A 15,662-nucleotide genomic window follows, 5' to 3' on the forward strand; every position below is an offset into this window, starting at 1 on the left:
TTGACAAATTATCTCAGTTCAAGCTCCGTAAAACTCAATCTTTGCGAAAGCATCTCCCATACTGATAATTTCATTTATTCCCCTAAAATTGTAGAAAAATAGACACAGCTATTTCTGAAAGTGTGTTCTGTGACAATTGGTGTATTTTAAGCTTCAGTTCTCAATGTAAAGTTTGTTGTGCTAGAAAATAAAATTTCTTAAGCAGGATTTGCTGGGGATTTATTGCGACTAATATTCCGTCATGAAAATACATAATAAAAATCAATATTTAAAAATAAGGAAGCTATGTCTAATACGTACAACATATATAAAATCCAAGAATCAAAAATAGATTTATTAAAAATAAAACTTGAAAATGTTGGATTGAAAGAGCAAAAAACTTGCATTTCAGGGGATTACATTATGACTTTTTATTTTTCATCAAAAGTCGAAGGGAATAAGATTTGGTGGTGGCAGACTTATAAGGATTTTTTCTTGGAAGAGATAAAAGAACCTGAAAATTTCTTCCATTTCGCAGTTTTGCTTTGCTGCAATAAAAACAATAAAAATACTATATATGCAGTTAGTTTGGGGAAGTCACACTTTTATTTATCAAAATTTATACAGCCAGATTTTGGAATTACGTTGGCTGTGCGAATGGCAAAAGAAAAAACTATTCTTTTAAAGAAAAGCCGCCACTTTTCTGGGATAAAGCGTCAAGACGTATCATCGTATGAGAATTTTCAAATTAATAGTTACGAACCTGGAGAGTCTGTAGATCATCTTAAGTTAAAAGCATCTAATGAAAAAATTTGGGGGAATCGAAACATTATTTTTGCAGATTCCATTCAAATGGATATCGATAAGTCTCCCAAGGATTTGGCAGGGATTTTTGATAATATTGAAGCACATCTAAAGCAAAATGAAATAATACAGCTCCCAAAACTCGAAAAAGTCGATGATAATATCGTTGATGATCTTGATGTTATGCTATTTAATTCGCTTAAAAATAAAGGCGGGAAAGTAGTAATAGACGAATTTACAGTTTACGGCATCGCAATTTGCTTTGCATTTCATGACTACAGTTATCGTATTTCTGCTAAATTACCCGTAAAAGGTTCTTCATGTAGTAAAAATCTTGGGAATAGCTTTGATATTAGTGATATCACTGAATTCCTTGTTGAAAATCCAGGAGTTAATAATGTCAATTCTATTAAAATTCAATTTTCTAATGAGGAGAGGGGTTCATTTACTAAGGGGATAAAGGAAGTAATAGATTCGCCAATAGACTACAATAAATCACATTATTTCTTGCGAAATGGAAGTTGGTATAGGTTTAATCAGACTTTTATGGATTATTTGAAACGTTCTATTGGTAGTATAGAGATATCGTTGCAGCAAAATTTAATTGAGAAAGATTTTATAAAGTGGAAATCTGATAAGGAATTAGCAATTGCTGCTGGTGTAGATGTCGATGATAAGCTGCTTTATAGGGAGAGCTACTTCAATAAAAAGCTATGCAAAGATCATGGTTATTTATTATTGGATCGTCAGCTTACACAAATTAAAACATTGAAAGCAGGAAAATCTAAGTATAAGGTAGAAATAGCAGACTTATATAAGGATAATGAGATAATATCAGTAAAAATATCAGAAGCAAATCATGAGTTGATTTATAATATAGAACAATCTAAAGATTCTCTTATTCTTATTAAGAGAAATGAAATAGAATTTCCCCATGAGTTGACTGGGGCAGCATTATGGTTTGTTTTTGATGGTGATGTCAAAGAGATAATCGATGTGAATTCAATTCAATTTTTATTGGCAATTGAGTCTTGGCAAGCACTTGTAAAAAGCTTCGGATTAAAGCCGAAGATTTATATATCAAAGCATATTCCCGCGTAGCCAAAATATTGACAACTATCAGGGCGAGGGTCATAGGTCGGGGGCAGGTCCAGCATTCGCACACAGCTTGATCAGCTAATGTTGTTGTTAGGAAAAACCGCCTGCGACGCAAGAGCTAGCCAGAAGAATCGGAGAGGGTTGCGCTTGCAAGCGCAACCCGGTTGTGCGGCGCCGAGCTGCGCTCGCCGAAGGCCCCGCACAACCCCCGCGCCGTACCGGACGCGGATTCGATGCTCGCGTTCTGCATGCATGGAATAAATAAAAAGGGCCTCCCCGCCAAAACGGGGAAGCCCTTTTATTTATTCAGTGGTGGAGACGGCGGGAATCGAACCTACCGTAAACGACGATTTTTCGCACATTTTCATCGAAAAGCTGTCAATATGCCGCCATATATTGAGCAAAGTCATCTTGGTCGATGATCTTGAGATTCTGCCTGGAGCGACTACCATGCACCTAATTTATAGACGTTTGACCGACTCCTACTGATGAGCCATTCCGGATTTGACAGCCATATGCCCGATACCTGCATTTACTGCAGCCGCCCTGGCCCTTTCACTGACGAACATGTGTTTTGTGCTGGTCTCGGAGGTGATGATAATACTTTTTTACTGCGCGAGCTAGTTTGCAAAAAATGCAATGAGGAGACTTTTTCGCCATTGGAGGCAGCGTTTCTTCGCGCATCGCCTGAGGCAATCGGGCGTGCTTTTTTACAGACTCATGGCCGAAAGAGAAGTGGAAAAGCAAGAGCCACGGAGGCCCCACTTCTTCAGTGCACTACTACAAGCGTTCTCCTACCAGATAGTGACGAACCTGTAGAGGCCGTATTTGGTCGAGGGGGCGTGGTATCAATATTGCCCAAATTTATCTTGACCGGCAACAACATGGGCAGCAGGGCAGCGACCTCGGAGGATCTCGCAGTCTTCTGTCATGAGTTGATTTCTTACCTATCTGCTGACGAGTTGGTAGCTATCAGGAAAGAGCATGCGTCTGGTGGCGCATCCTTTGTCGTTACAACTTACATTTTTTCTTGTGATAAATACATTGAGTCATCTTCCTCTGTTTTGAGAAAAGCTCCCAAAACGGGCTTTTGGATAGAATGTTCTGGTGGCGAACTTGAGCCAGAAGAGATGCGGCGAACGGAATTGGTGAGAAATTCAAACGGACATACAGTCGTCCGTCTTAAAAATGAAGGTGAACTGAGCGGCTTACTTGGGAGATTACGGAAAAATATATTTGTTTTTGAGCAGATAGCAGGAAAGAAAGTGGATGGCGACACGGTTGTGAATCCGCTGGTTTCTATTTCTGTTCAATCAAATTTGGATGCGAGATCAAGAGTTTTGGCGAAGATTGGCATAAATCTATGTGCTTTCGTTATGGGGAAAAACTTTGTTTGTAAGGAAGGTTTTTCTGATATGAAAAAAAAGATCTTGCTTGGACAGGAGGAAATTGCGCTGCAAAATATTTTATTGGACGAGCAGTCAGCTGAGTTTTTGAAAATTTTCGATCTTGTTCAAAAGTCAAAACATTTTGTTTCGATAATGTTGGTGCCTATGCAGAGCGGCACCAACAAGCTATCAATGTTTATGAGAATTTTTGGTGGGGCGTTCATCCATATTGTATTGGCGGAAAACTTGCCTCATCAACCGAATTTTCCAATTTTTCTTGAGGTTGACTATAACCTGCATCAGTTGGAAATATTTAATCTGGCAGAATTTTCCTCCAAGTATTCGTCGGCTGTGATGAGTAAAATGCACTCTGAAAGGGGCCGGCGACAGAACTAAAACGGTAGTCAAGAGCCGAAAATTGCTTCCGCTTTTGAGCCAGCAAACTGATTCGCATCTGGCATCCATCGCCCGTACACCCGTGCAATCATTGTCCAGTCTGCATGCCCCATTTGTTTCGCCACCCACATCGGATGTTCGCCCGCCGATAGCATCATGCTGGCATATGTGTGCCGTGTCTGATATGGGTTGCGATACCGCACACCAGCGCTTTGCAGCACGCCGGTCCACAATGTTTTGCGGATCGGCTGGTCACCTTCCCAGCGCCGTTTTAAGCGCGGATTTTGAAAGACTTCCTCACCCTTCGCCCACGTGAATGCCTTTTGCTCCTGCAGCGCATGCATGGCACGCTCTAGAAGCTTGACTTCGCGGCGACCGGCGTTCGTTTTCGTGCTCTCTGCCGCTTTGGAATGCTGCGTGAGGGCACGCGTCACCATCACAACGCCGCGTACGAAGTCGACGTCGGCCCAATCCAGGGCCACCAGTTCGGACGTGCGCATGCCGGTCCAGAAGGCAAACTGCAGCAGGTTGCGCCCCTGGCCGGTTGCCTGCGTGAGAATCGCCGCCTGTTCCTCCTTTGTGAACGGGTCGATATCGTCCTTCGACTGCGGCGCCTCGACCTTGGAATAGCACCAGCGCGCCAGCGGATTGACCTCGATCAGCTCGTCTTCTATGGCGTCGTCCAGCGCCTTGCGCAGCACGCTCTGGATGTTGGCCATGGTCTTGTTGGTCGCGTTCATGGGCTCCAGCTTCGCCCGCACGTCTTTTTTTCGCAGCGCCGACAGCATGATCGTGCCGAACCAGGGGATCAGCTGGCCAACGACGATCTTGCGATAGCCGTTGTACGTGCTGGCCTTGAGGTGCTTTTTCTGCCTGTCCAGCCACTTGTCCAAAAACGCCTCGATGGTCTGCACGTCGCCCACCTGGTCGGCAAACTTCACCGCATTGGACGATTGCGGGAAGGTGGCTGTATAGTCAAAGCTGTTGGTGGCGATCGCGTGCAGGATCGCCGCCCGGTGGTTCTCGGCCCGTTTCAGATTAGCGGAGGTGGGCTTGAGCGCGATCCTTTCCCTGCACCTGGTGCCGCGATACATGAAGGTGATTTCGATGCTGCTTTCCGATGCAGCTTTAACACCTCGCCCGTCTCTACCCATGATTCATATCCTTTCACGTCAATTAAAATTCGATTGTCTGGCGCCTTGATCCAGACGGCGTCTTTCGGCCAGATCCCGTCCCGGATCTTTGTTCTGATCGCGTCGGGCGTGTAACCCGACTCGGTAGAGAACTTCGGTATGGTCATGTAGCGAAGCATTCGCTTTTCCTTTTCAAACTGGTATCGTTTTGTGAGCACATCATCAGTCCGTGCAGCCGCAATCCGTCAGCGCATCATCGAACGGGAACAATTCACCGTGATTCATCGCCATGTCATACATTGCCTGATAGCTGGGCCTGTCCTTGCGGAACCAGCCGCCAGCACCCGATCCGGCTGTTTGGGCATTCTTTTCCTGCTGTATCCACCACAGCGCGCGGCTGGGCTTTTCCCGGATCAGGGATAACACCTGGTTGCCGCCTTTCAGGAAGCACAGATCGCAGTTGCCGTGCATCGTCTTGCCGCTCATATTCGGCAAGCCCAGGTCAAAATCTTGTGCCGCCCAAAACGCGCTGACGTCGGCCACGGTCAGGCCGGCCGCCGCCAAGGGCGCCTCTTTCACCTCGTGCTTGCCGTAATCCTGGTTCGCCAGCCGCGCCACGCGCACGGGCTCGTCGGCGCGCATGCCGATAAACGTGGTCCACTCGACCAGGCCTATCGACTTCAAATAGCGCTGCATCGGGCGTACCTTGAGTTCCGCCGTGCAAAAGCGTGCGACCGGGTTTGGCAGGAATTTTTTTTCGTCGTGCAGATTGGCGAACGGCTCGCCGCGGCGGCTGGCCGTAGCAAAGTCCACGATGGCAAATTCCTTGCCGCGCGCTTCATTGCGAGGGCGGTTTTCTATCCAGACGATGGGAACGCCCCAGCGGTCGCCGCAGTCGCGCACGAATTCAAGGGTCGCTTCCTCTTCCTTGCCGGTGTTGGCGAAGCACACTGTCACGTCAGCCGGCAGCGTGCCGCCGTAGGCCTGAAGCGTCATCCACAGCATCATGCCGCTGGTGCGGCCGCCGCTGAACGAAATGACGCCCGGGCCATCGAACAGGAATGGACTGTTCATGTCGGCACCATGCAGCGTCGCGCCAGGGATACCAGCCAATGCGCCAGCTCGGCCGGCGTGTGCTCGCGTTCCGCCTTGCCGCATTCCGGGCGCCAGCCCGGATCGCCTTTACGGCGCCGCTCGCCGGCGCGGTTGCGGCCGGACGGGGCGATCACATGCGAGGCTTCGCCCAGGACAATGGGCATGGCCGGTATTTGAGCCGGCGCACAGCCGACGATGTACAGCAAGGTGGCTTTTTCGGCGCGGTGGCCAAAGGAGCTTTGGAAAATGGGCAGCGTCCAGCCACCAAATTTGTCCCGCTCGCCGATCGCTGGCAAGCCGCAGTGTGGCCACAGGGTCGAGCGCTTCGGGTGCTCGAGCACGCCGCCGAACTTGCGCACCTGGGCGACGGCCCACACCGCGAGGTCCTTTTCGTCCGGGCGCGGCTTGGCCAGGTGGCGCAGCGTACCCCAGGAGCGGCACGGTGGATGGGCCACTACCGGCACGCCACCCGGCCAGGCGCGGGCGTCGCGCTCCGCGTCCCACGCGTCAACCGCCGGCATGGTCTTGTAGATCGAATTGGCGCGCACGAACAAGGCCGCCACGGCAGGTAATGAGCAGGCCGTTGTCATGCTGGGCACCCGACAGGCGCGGCTGCTTTCTTGACCGCCTCGATGGCGCCCAGCGGCACCGCGCGGAACATGCCCGGCCACTGGTGGTCCAGCTCCACCCAGGCGTGCAGCTCGCCATTGCCCACGTCGCGGCGCAGGTCGTTGACGGTGCCGGCCTGGTAGCCCTCGTCGGTATCGAATGTCACGCGGTCGCCCAGGGCGATTTGCCGCGGTGAATCGGTCAGGGTGTTCAGCATTACGGTGCTCCTTTCAGTTTGGCGGTAACGCCGCACACGCCGAAGTGGTCGAGGGCGGCCTGGATCGCGTCGCCGCTGGAAGCGGCAATTGCGGCGTATTCAAAGCGTTCGGTTTGCGTGCGAACGATCACGGCATAGGTGCTCATGTGCCATTTCCTTCATTGGGTGGGTTGTCGGGGACGATCAGCCGGGGATATGGACAGGCATCGACTGCCGCCCAGGCGTTGATAATTTCGGTTTTTGCCCAGTCGGGCAGGTCAGGGATCGCCAGCGCCTGTAGCGTTTCTGGCGTGACTTGAACGGTCTGCGTACAGTTATTTACACGAGTCCGAGGAACGGCAACCCCAACAGCCACCGCGCGCCCGCCTGTGGCCTGTACCGGCGTCCACGTATGGCGCACGGACTTGAAGACCACGCCTATCAGGTCGCTGCAGCGCACGCCGTAGGGCGTGGTGCGCAGCGTTTCGCCGTATCGGCCGATGACGGTCTTTTCGTCCTTGGCCAGCGTGACGACCAGTTCCTTGCGCGGCACCAGGGCGCCGCCCTGGGCGCGCAGGTATTCGGCCCAGCAGGCGCGCTTTTCGCCGTCGATCTTTTGCACGGCATTCCAGGCGCGGCGCATGGCGGCCGGCGCTTCATTGACCATGCTTTCCTCGATGCGGCGCAGTTCGCGCCAGACGGTGACGGGCGCGCCGCCCCATTGCTGGAATTGACGGATGCCCCAGCAAGCGGCCCAGGACTCGACCCGCGCCGATGGCGTCAGCTCGATGTCGCCTTCGGTGTCGGCCGTGACGACATAGCCTTCCTTGGTTTTGTGCTCGGCCACGCCGTCGATGTTCTTGGCCACGTACTTGGCGATGTAGCCTGCAGCGCTACCCTTGGCCCAGTCGATGCGTTTCACGTCCAGGCGGCGCGCGAAGGCGCCCGGTTCGCCACGGTCTACGCGCCAGGCGTAGCGCTTCATGATGCGGATGGCACGGCCGGCCACATCCTGCAGGTGGGCCGTCTTGTATTTCGCGGTCGGGCGCACGAACAGCAGCAAATGCCAATGCGGGCAGCCGTCGTGGTGCGGCTCGGCTATCCGAAAGCCGTACAGGCCGATGCCACGGCGCGCCAGTGCGGAGCGGCACAGCGATGTCATCTTGCCTAAATATGCATTTGCCTCGCGCGGCGTCGAACCGTCGAACTTGTCGTTTGGCTTGCCGCTGTGCTGCATGGCGTGGAAGCGCGATGGGCACGTCCAGGTGACAAAGATGCCCTGGTCGCCGCACTCGCGGGCGATCTGCTCAAAGCCGTTGATGCGCAACATCAGTTCGCCGCGCCGGATGGCCTTGTTGGCTGTGGTTTTCTCGGCCAGCTCGGCGATGCTGAATTGCTGGCCGTTCTCGTTTTGCACCAGCGTTGCGGCCAGCGCCGCCGCGTTGCGGCGGTTTTGCGCCAGGCGCGACAGCACTGCGTCATTGCTGGCGTAGGGTTCGCCGCGATAGTTCACATAGCCCAGGCGGATATTGCCGGCCTCGAAGGCGCGCTTGACGCGCTTGCGCAGTTGGCGGCGCCACCAGCGGGCATCCACCAGGCGGGCGATGGTGTCGGTCAGCGCGTCAAATTCGGGCAGCTCGATGCCATACGAGGCGCATTCGTCTTCCAAGATCTGCAGGGCGTGCGTGTCGGATATGGCCATCCACAGCATTTTGGTCACGCCGGCCGCCGCGCGTTCGGCGGTGGCCACGATATCGGCATCGCTCTGCGACAGGTCAACGCCAGCCGGCACGTACTGTTCGGCGAACTCGCGCACAAAGCTGGTAGCGACGGACTCATAGACTTTGTACCAGGACGACCAGGCCATCTTTGCCAGGGCGGCCGTGATGACGCGGTTGCGCCATTTGTAGGGGATGCGGGCCAGCTCGGGCGCGAACTGGGCGGATCGTAAAAAGGCTTCGTGGCGTTGCGGGGCAGGCAGCAGGATTTGTTTAGATTGCATTCAACAGTCTTTCGTACACACGGATAGCGGCAGAGGTAGCGGCGCGCAGCTCGATGCGCTCTTCCTCGGTAAATGAATGGATGGGCGATTCCCAGCGGTCGGCGTCCATGCCGGCGGCGATCAGCACGGAGCGGCGCGCGCCGCGCGGCGACAATCCCCAGGCCTGGGCCATGAAGGGCGCCAGGTTGCGCGGCTTGATGCTGCGTAGCTGGGCCTTGGCTTCGGCGATGGCGGCCAGCGCATGCCCGGCGCCTGGTGGCGTCGGCATATCCTTGTCGCGTGCGGCCAGAATCTCGGCGGCAGGCTGGAAGGACAGGTGATTGTCGATAAGGGACGCCGGCATGGTTCAGTCCTTGATGGCGCCGATGGCCTGCAGCACGGCAGGGGTGATGACGATCAGGAGCGACAGCAGCCAGATGCCGCAGGTTTTGGCCAGGCGCAGCATCAGCGTGCTCCTTTCTTGGCAAAATACTTGGCCCAGTAAGTCAGCGTGCGCGACGAGCTGGTGCATTGCACGACGCCGGATTCGCTGGCGAACAGGTAGCGCAGCTCGATGGGCAAGCCACCTACCAGGGCGCGCTGGCTGTCTGGCAAGAAGAAACCGCCATGCTGCAGCGCGTGCGGATCGCTGATGATGAAGGTGAGATTGACCGCGCCATAGGCGTGGTAGGTTTTGGCAATCTCGCGGATATAGGCGGACAGTTCCTTGACGCTGGTGCCAGCGTTGGCGTGCAGAAGGAAGCAGGTCGGCGCCACCGGCACGACGCATTTTTGCAGGGCCGGGCGGGGCGTGGTTGGCGCCGGGGAATTATCGGCATGACTGGTGGCGTGCAGCGTGTTTTCCATCGATTTTCCTTATTTCAGGTTGAACGAATCCCTCACGCTCAAAAGGGAGCGCTGCAGGGCACAGCAAAAGAGGGGAGTTACGGCTGCCGGGTTATGGCGGCGCGAGGATCGAGATAATCATCAGCAGCCCGCAGTCAGGTCCAGGGCCAGCTGGCTGGTGGCTGCCGTGCGCGCATGCTGGGACATCGGGATGCGGATATCCGGCTTGGGCTTGGCGGACAGCGAGAGGGTGCGCAGTACTTCCAGGCCTGCCACGAAGACGTGCCCGCAGTCCGGGTTCTGGCACATATAGGTGATTTCCTTGAACATGGCGGACATCATGCGGCTTTTGACGGCGCGGACGGTGTAGGTGCAATGCGGGCAGGGCAGGCCGATGACTCTCATTTCAGCTTTCTTTCCACTTGGTACAGGGCGCGACCGCGACCTGTCATGTTTTTCGACTGTATGCGTAAGCGCGACTTGACGAGCCATTCAGCCGCCTGATCGATACTTGCCAGCCCCTGGCGTTGGCGCACGAGTTCCAGCACCGCGCGCTCTTCGTCATTGAGGTTAATTTGATGGTCTGGCATTTTCTGTAACTTTAGAGTTGCTCAAAAGTGACTCGGTTTAAACGCTGCGACGCTGTACGCTGTCGATGGTGGCGTCATCCAAGGCGATCACGGCCAAGGCTTCACGCATCACGATCTGGCGCACCAGCACCGCAAGCTCTTCGCCCTGGTAGTTGGCGATCGAGGAAACGAGCTGGTGCTCGTAATCGTCCAGGCGCAGCATGACGCGGTGGCTGCGGATACGTTTTGCATCGGGGTACATGACGTTGTCCTTAGTGGGTGGGTTTGGAGGCGAGTTCGCGCTTGTAGTCGGCGAGGCCGCGCAGGATCAGGAAGCGGAGAAACCAGGCACGGGAGCGTTCAAGTTTCTCTGCATAGCCTTCGACCTCATCCACCTCAGCAGGGGTCAAGCGGACGCCAAGGGGGCGTGACGTGACGCCCTTGGCAGTACGACCGACTTTTGACAAATTATTCATAATGTTATGATCTGTAATCGCTACGGAATGGCGTAAATATATCACTCATTTGAGTGATTTGGAAAGGTATTTGTACTCAAATGAAGTATTTTTTTGATCGTCTCAAGGAAGAACGGAAGCGCCTCGGCCTCAATCAGGACGAGTTCGCTGCCCTTGGTGGGGTAAAAAAGGGGGCCCAGTTCAACTATGAAAACGGCTCCCGAACGCCAGATTCTGACTATTTGGCGGCCGTTGCTACGGCTGGAGTTGATGTGTTGTATTTGCTGACAGGAGAACATGCGCTGTCTGCGTTGCCTGCGGACGAGCATGAACTGTTGACTGGCTATCGCAAGCTGGATATTCGTGCGAAAGCGAGGGTCCTTGGTGTAGTTGAGGGAAGTCTTGAGCCTACAGCCGCCCCTGCATCCAGATCAGTCGAACGCAATACGCAAATGGTTTTCCACGGCAAAGTTGGCCAGCAGATTCATGGCGATATTACTGCACCCCAAACGATCAACGTTGGTCGCAAAAAAAAATCACCGACGTAAATCCTGGCGGAAAGGGCATTTCTCGTTGCTAAAAAGTGTCGGCAATTGGAAAGTTGCCGCTCTCGCCCCATTGCTCTTTGCTTGTTGCTGGCCGCAATATAGGTGCGAAATTATGACCGTCGTTGCCAGCAGGTTCATCAGAAATTCCTGCTATTACGATGGGAAAGCTTACACCGTCGGTATCGTCATCGAGACGGCGCAAGGTGTCAAGTGCGAGTGTGTCACCGCTGTTTCTGATGGTTTTCCGACATGGGTGAGCGGGAAATGGAGTTAACTACATTCGTTACGGCAGATTATAGTTTTGTGCTCGATGGAAATTTCCGTCATCCAGTAAATATGTGCTAAAAACCGGACTAAGATAAAATATATAAAAAGTTATCTATTTTATTTTCTAATATTTGAGGAAAATTATGAAATTTATTACGTACGTTTTACTGGATAAGAAGGTCAATTCTCAGAATATCCAATTTGTGATGGATATAGGAAGCTATGCAGAGCTTGCGGGAAATATTATTAATAATAATCCTTATCAGCGAAACAGAGTGAGTAAAAGTGGCAGTATATATAATTTGCTGAAAGAGGATATTCTTAAGGAATGTATTATTCCTCCTATTGTTTTGGCATCCACTTCGAAATTAATGCCGGGAAGTTCTCCAGATGATTTATTGGAAGAGGTATTGGCCGATTATGCAAATTTAAAGATTCTAGACGGCCTGCAGAGAACACTATCGATTATTGATGTGTATAACAATAATCGTGCTCATTTTGATGGTCTTACAGAGAAATATTTTATTAGGATTGAGGCATATCTTTCAATAAGTGATTCGGGTATTTTGTATCGCATGTTGACTCTTAATACCGGGCAAACTCCTATGACGCTGCGTCATCAGTTGGAGATACTTTTTTCAAAGTATGCAGATGGCGAGTTTGATGGTGTCAAAATTTTGCGTGAGGTGGATGATTCGTCGGTAAGGTCTATAAATGACTACAGGTTTTCCGATTTGATTGATGGCTATACTTCGTTTTTGGAAAAGAATGAGCTTCCGATTGATCGAGTTGATATTCTGCAGACAGTAAGGACTATAAAATTTATTTCGGATGAAGGTTTTGAAAAAATGGAGTTTTCTGACTTTGTAAATTCATACCGCGCGTTGTCTCTTGCATTTGACGTTCGCTTCTCTGGATGGAGTTATCCTGACGATGTGGATGAGGATATGCGTACAGCTGCCAACCCATTCGGTCGTGAAGTTTATAAAATTTTCAACAAGAGTCAACCATTGAGCGGGTTCGGTGCTGCTATTGCTGAGTTGATTAGCTCTGGAACTATTAAAGGGCTTGACGATATAAAATCACTGGTTCCAAATCTGGAATTTGAAGAAAATGATCTAATCCGTATAAATAAGTTCTTGGACGATATTCGAGGTGAGGCTAAAAAGATTGGTAATGGACAGAGGATATTTTTTAAGCTTTTCTTCAAGTACTTACTTGATCATGATGGTAGTTCATTTTTAAAAGTCTCGGATTCCCTGGAGAGAGCGAAAAATCGTGCAATGGCTGAGGTCTGATTTATGGATGAACTGATAACGCTTTCGGAAGAAAGCGTACCTTTATCATATCGGGAGGATTCCTTACCTGGCGTGCAGACTTTGTATGGTGTGAAGCTTTATACCAAATCTGTGCCTGATGAGAAGGAAATTGCGCAGGTTTATATAAATAATCATTCGGAAATACGTGTTGGGTGGATGATTCCTGTTCTCTCAATGATTTCTTTAGAGCATGAGTATTCTGAGAATGTCTATTTTAGAAAGCATGTATATGAAGCCATGAAGTTTCTTAATGGGAAGGAGCTTCATGAGAGTATGTACGTTCTGGTTTATAGTAAGCGTCTGCTCGACGCGGCAGATGTGACGTCCGATGGGGAGTTGTCTTTTTCATTCGTGCTGTATGGAATCTATCCGTATTGCAAGTATAGATCGATTGTTGATGTTCAGCATAAAATTAAGGTTATAAGTAAGTTGGTGGTTGCAAAAAGTTTTAACTTTGATTTTTCAGTAGGTTTTTTTAAATTTTTAGTAGATGATTTACTTCCGGCTGAACGAAATGGCTACGCAAGGTTTATGTTTTTCTATCAAATTTATGAGCTTGCGATGGAAATGGTTTTTTATAAAAAAGTCAATGAGTTAAAGATAGCTAGGAGTCATCTGGGTATTATTAGAAAAAAAATTGAGGAATATAATTCTGAAGGGAAGTTGATTGCAGTATTGTATGCCGAAATGGGTATGGATAAAAATGATCCATCTTTGGCAGCAGTAGCAAAGAGTATTTTTGAAGACCTGAAGGAGGAGGTTTATTACACTTCAACCAATAAGTCAGCTATGTTATATGATATTCGAAATGTCCTTGTTCATAGTTACTACAGGTTCAGTATTGAAGACAGTCTTTCATATTTGGCTTCGTACATTGAAGACGAAGCTTTTTATGTGTTAAATTATATTTTCTCTGTTCAGGGTATGAAGGAAGAGATGGATAATAAATATTTTTATGCGCGCTCTTGATACCTGTGGTTGGCAACTTTTCCCGAAATGATTGTTGCCAGAGGTAAATCCCTGAAACTAGTTGGAGAATGCCTCTGCTATGGGGCGATAGCAGCCGTTGAGCAGACGTAGAAAACGCACTTTCATGTCGCTTCTGCGCCGGCTACGGCATGCGTAGGCATCCAAGGCTCCTCGCTATTCTCGCGGATGATGTCCCGCACCTCTTCGATATGCTGCCACGCATGCAGTGCCGCCCGCTTCGCGGCCTGCTTACTCTTGTAAGTGTGCTCCAGCGTCTTGAGTGTGTCTTTGGCCCCGGCCATTTCCTGCCCCGACTTTTTCTTTTTCGCCGCCACGTCCTTCCACTTGGCCACCACGCCCGTGACGCCTTCGTCCGGGTCTTTCTCTTCCTCGCGCTCGGCCTCGACCGCTTCCGTCTTCGTTTCGAACTCCACCCGCGTGGTAAAGCCGTTGCCGCCCAGGGTGTGCGTGACCTTGACCGATAGCCATTCGGTGGCGTCAATCTCGGGCTTGAAGCCTGTCACGGTCACGGGCGATTGCGGGAACACGGCCGGGTTGCCCAGGGCCAGGCTCATTTCAAAGGTGGCCAGGCCGCGCAGGATGCGTTGCCATTCGGCCACGGCCGCCGCGCGCGCGTCTGTTTCGTTGGCGAAGGTGGTACGCAGGCGCTTGCTGTTGCCGGGCACGCCGGCCACAACGCTGCGGCGCCGCGCGTAGCGCTCGTCGTGCCAGAAGGCGCGCACGCCCGTGTAGGCGTCGCTCTCGGCACTGTGGTAGCGGTGGCCGTCACCCAGGGCGCGCGTGATGGGGATGACGGGCAGCGTTTTGCCGCTGGCGGTGCGGCTCTGGTTGATCGGGATGAAGAGCAAGGTGTCATTCTTGACGGTGGCCACCGCGTCGTATTTCCTGCCCAGCCGGCGCAGGAAAGCCGCATCGCTTTCGTGGGTCTGGTCGATGTGCTCGACGGCGGTGTCGCGGAGGCGCGCGGAAACGCTAGAGGCCAGCTCGTTGCGGAAGGCGATGGCCTCGATGATGGCGCCCAGGGTGGTCTTGTGAAAGCTGTGTTCCTGCTGCTGTTTGAAGGTGTCGATCAGGTTGGCCGACCTGGCGCGCAGGGTGATGGTGTCGGGCGCGCCGCTGTGCTCCACCTCGTCCACGGTGAACTTGCCCATGTCCACCAGGCCGGACGCTTGCCAGCCCAGCGCCAGGGCGATCTGCGCGCCGCGCGGCGGCATGGCCAGCTTGCCGTCGCTGTCATCGAGTGAGATATCGAGCTGGTCGCTCTCGTCGCCACGGCACAGCGTCAGCGTCAGATTGATCAGCCGCGGCGAGACGATGGCCGTCAAATCCTTGTCCTCGATGCTGACCTTGAAGGCGGGGATATGCTCGCTCATTTGAACTTGCCCGCCGCGCTGCCGATGGCGCCGCTGATGCCGCCGCCGATCTTGTCTTTCATCTCGCTGACCACGCCGCCATATTTCGACGTGATGCCGCCGACCACATTGCCGACCACGCTGCCCACGGCATTCCTGGCCGCGCCGGCAATGCTGCTGGTCATGCCGTCGATGCTGAGCATGTTTTTCAGGTCGCCGATATCGCCCAGGCCAAGCATGGCCAGCACGCCGTCGTCGTCGCGCTTGAGCGCAATCGAGAACTCGACGCGGCGCGCGCCGCCGCTGCCGTCGAGGATGGTGCGGCCTTCCGTCATGCTGGTGATGCGGTAGGAGCCGAGAATGCGGCCCGTGCCCTGGATCAAAATCCATGATTTACCCGTGTCGGCCATCATGCGCAGTGCATCGAGCGAATACAGGGAGCCGGTCAGTTCCGGCGCCACCCAGCCCGACAGGGTGATGGTGTCGTCGCCGGGCCCCACGTATTGGTGCGCGTCGCGCAGGCCCACGCGCGCCGTGCTGGCATGCTTCCATTCCGTTTGCCGCTGCAGCTCGTGATAGGCCAGGGTCGGCAGGCTGAACACGAACATTCCTAAAATCATCATCATGGTGCTTTTCT

General features: G+C 52.4%; 19 protein-coding genes. 5 read left to right on the forward strand and 14 right to left on the reverse strand.

The features are described 5' to 3' along the window. The first annotated feature begins 285 nt into the window (after positions 1 to 285). Together IGS60_RS08720 and IGS60_RS08725 are read left to right on the forward strand one after the other, a co-directional pair. Positions 286 to 1,884, forward strand: coding sequence for a DUF6119 family protein (locus tag IGS60_RS08720; RefSeq protein WP_230503777.1), 1,599 nt, complete (start codon positions 286 to 288; stop codon positions 1,882 to 1,884). A gap of 485 nt (positions 1,885 to 2,369) precedes the next feature. Then, positions 2,370 to 3,665 (forward strand): HNH endonuclease, encoded by a 1,296-nt coding sequence (locus tag IGS60_RS08725; RefSeq protein ID WP_230503779.1) that lies wholly within the window; start codon positions 2,370 to 2,372, stop codon positions 3,663 to 3,665. A gap of 8 nt (positions 3,666 to 3,673) precedes the next feature. On the opposite strand, the gene IGS60_RS08730 is transcribed toward IGS60_RS08725, so the two are convergent. From IGS60_RS08730 to IGS60_RS08785, 12 genes are all read right to left on the reverse strand, one after another. Next, the gene (locus tag IGS60_RS08730) at positions 3,674 to 4,819 is read right to left on the reverse strand and encodes a DUF3596 domain-containing protein (RefSeq protein WP_230503781.1); all 1,146 of its coding nucleotides are present in this window, start codon (positions 4,817 to 4,819) and stop codon (positions 3,674 to 3,676) included. A 201-nt stretch (positions 4,820 to 5,020) separates the two neighbouring features. Further along, complete coding sequence (locus IGS60_RS08735; RefSeq protein ID WP_230503783.1) at positions 5,021 to 5,872, reverse strand: phosphoadenosine phosphosulfate reductase family protein; 852 nt, start codon at positions 5,870 to 5,872, stop codon at positions 5,021 to 5,023. Further along, entirely contained in the window at positions 5,869 to 6,483 is a 615-nt protein-coding gene (locus IGS60_RS08740) for a hypothetical protein (RefSeq protein ID WP_230503786.1), read from the reverse strand. Before IGS60_RS08740 ends, IGS60_RS08735 begins: the two co-directional genes overlap by 4 nt. After that, the gene (locus IGS60_RS08745) at positions 6,480 to 6,719 is read right to left on the reverse strand and encodes a hypothetical protein (RefSeq protein WP_230503788.1); all 240 of its coding nucleotides are present in this window, start codon (positions 6,717 to 6,719) and stop codon (positions 6,480 to 6,482) included. Before IGS60_RS08745 ends, IGS60_RS08740 begins: the two co-directional genes overlap by 4 nt. After that, positions 6,719 to 6,865: a hypothetical protein gene (locus tag IGS60_RS08750; RefSeq protein WP_230503790.1), complete on the reverse strand. Its 147-nt coding sequence runs from the start codon at positions 6,863 to 6,865 to the stop codon at positions 6,719 to 6,721. Before IGS60_RS08750 ends, IGS60_RS08745 begins: the two co-directional genes overlap by 1 nt. Continuing rightward, positions 6,862 to 8,700 carry a replication endonuclease gene (locus IGS60_RS08755; protein WP_230503792.1) on the reverse strand — a complete coding sequence of 613 codons (1,839 nt, stop codon included), beginning with the start codon at positions 8,698 to 8,700 and terminating at the stop codon, positions 6,862 to 6,864. The genes IGS60_RS08750 and IGS60_RS08755 overlap by 4 nt, the downstream gene beginning before the upstream one ends. Next, positions 8,690 to 9,043, reverse strand: coding sequence for a hypothetical protein (locus IGS60_RS08760; protein ID WP_034745810.1), 354 nt, complete (start codon positions 9,041 to 9,043; stop codon positions 8,690 to 8,692). Before IGS60_RS08760 ends, IGS60_RS08755 begins: the two co-directional genes overlap by 11 nt. A gap of 101 nt (positions 9,044 to 9,144) precedes the next feature. Then, positions 9,145 to 9,546, reverse strand: a complete 402-nt coding sequence (locus IGS60_RS08765; protein WP_230503793.1) for a hypothetical protein — start codon at positions 9,544 to 9,546, stop codon at positions 9,145 to 9,147. Between the two features lie 120 nt (positions 9,547 to 9,666). Beyond that, positions 9,667 to 9,930, reverse strand: a complete 264-nt coding sequence (locus IGS60_RS08770; RefSeq protein WP_230503796.1) for an ogr/Delta-like zinc finger family protein — start codon at positions 9,928 to 9,930, stop codon at positions 9,667 to 9,669. Next, positions 9,927 to 10,115: a hypothetical protein gene (locus IGS60_RS08775; RefSeq protein WP_046682347.1), complete on the reverse strand. Its 189-nt coding sequence runs from the start codon at positions 10,113 to 10,115 to the stop codon at positions 9,927 to 9,929. Before IGS60_RS08775 ends, IGS60_RS08770 begins: the two co-directional genes overlap by 4 nt. A gap of 37 nt (positions 10,116 to 10,152) precedes the next feature. Continuing rightward, positions 10,153 to 10,356 carry a hypothetical protein gene (locus tag IGS60_RS08780; protein WP_035820909.1) on the reverse strand — a complete coding sequence of 68 codons (204 nt, stop codon included), beginning with the start codon at positions 10,354 to 10,356 and terminating at the stop codon, positions 10,153 to 10,155. Between the two features lie 10 nt (positions 10,357 to 10,366). Beyond that, positions 10,367 to 10,570, reverse strand: coding sequence for a hypothetical protein (locus tag IGS60_RS08785; protein WP_230503798.1), 204 nt, complete (start codon positions 10,568 to 10,570; stop codon positions 10,367 to 10,369). 80 nt (positions 10,571 to 10,650) lie between these two features. Here IGS60_RS08785 and IGS60_RS08790 point away from each other — a divergent pair, with 80 nt between their 5' ends. The 3 genes from IGS60_RS08790 to IGS60_RS08800 all read left to right on the forward strand — a co-directional run bounded on the left by IGS60_RS08790 (position 10,651) and on the right by IGS60_RS08800 (position 13,652). Continuing rightward, positions 10,651 to 11,097 carry a helix-turn-helix domain-containing protein gene (locus IGS60_RS08790; RefSeq protein WP_230503799.1) on the forward strand — a complete coding sequence of 149 codons (447 nt, stop codon included), beginning with the start codon at positions 10,651 to 10,653 and terminating at the stop codon, positions 11,095 to 11,097. 410 nt (positions 11,098 to 11,507) lie between these two features. Further along, positions 11,508 to 12,662 (forward strand): hypothetical protein, encoded by a 1,155-nt coding sequence (locus IGS60_RS08795; protein ID WP_230503801.1) that lies wholly within the window; start codon positions 11,508 to 11,510, stop codon positions 12,660 to 12,662. A gap of 3 nt (positions 12,663 to 12,665) precedes the next feature. Next, positions 12,666 to 13,652 (forward strand): hypothetical protein, encoded by a 987-nt coding sequence (locus IGS60_RS08800; protein ID WP_230503803.1) that lies wholly within the window; start codon positions 12,666 to 12,668, stop codon positions 13,650 to 13,652. 122 nt (positions 13,653 to 13,774) lie between these two features. Here IGS60_RS08800 and IGS60_RS08805 read toward each other — a convergent pair whose 3' ends face one another. Both IGS60_RS08805 and IGS60_RS08810 read right to left on the reverse strand, forming a co-directional pair. After that, positions 13,775 to 15,046, reverse strand: a complete 1,272-nt coding sequence (locus tag IGS60_RS08805; protein ID WP_230503805.1) for a phage late control D family protein — start codon at positions 15,044 to 15,046, stop codon at positions 13,775 to 13,777. Next, complete coding sequence (locus IGS60_RS08810) at positions 15,043 to 15,651, reverse strand: phage tail protein (protein ID WP_230503807.1); 609 nt, start codon at positions 15,649 to 15,651, stop codon at positions 15,043 to 15,045. Before IGS60_RS08810 ends, IGS60_RS08805 begins: the two co-directional genes overlap by 4 nt. Between the last annotated feature and the right edge of the window lie 11 nt (positions 15,652 to 15,662).

Source organism: Janthinobacterium sp. FW305-128 (assembly GCF_020858135.1).
Classification (GTDB): Bacteria; Pseudomonadota; Gammaproteobacteria; order Burkholderiales; family Burkholderiaceae_D; genus Janthinobacterium.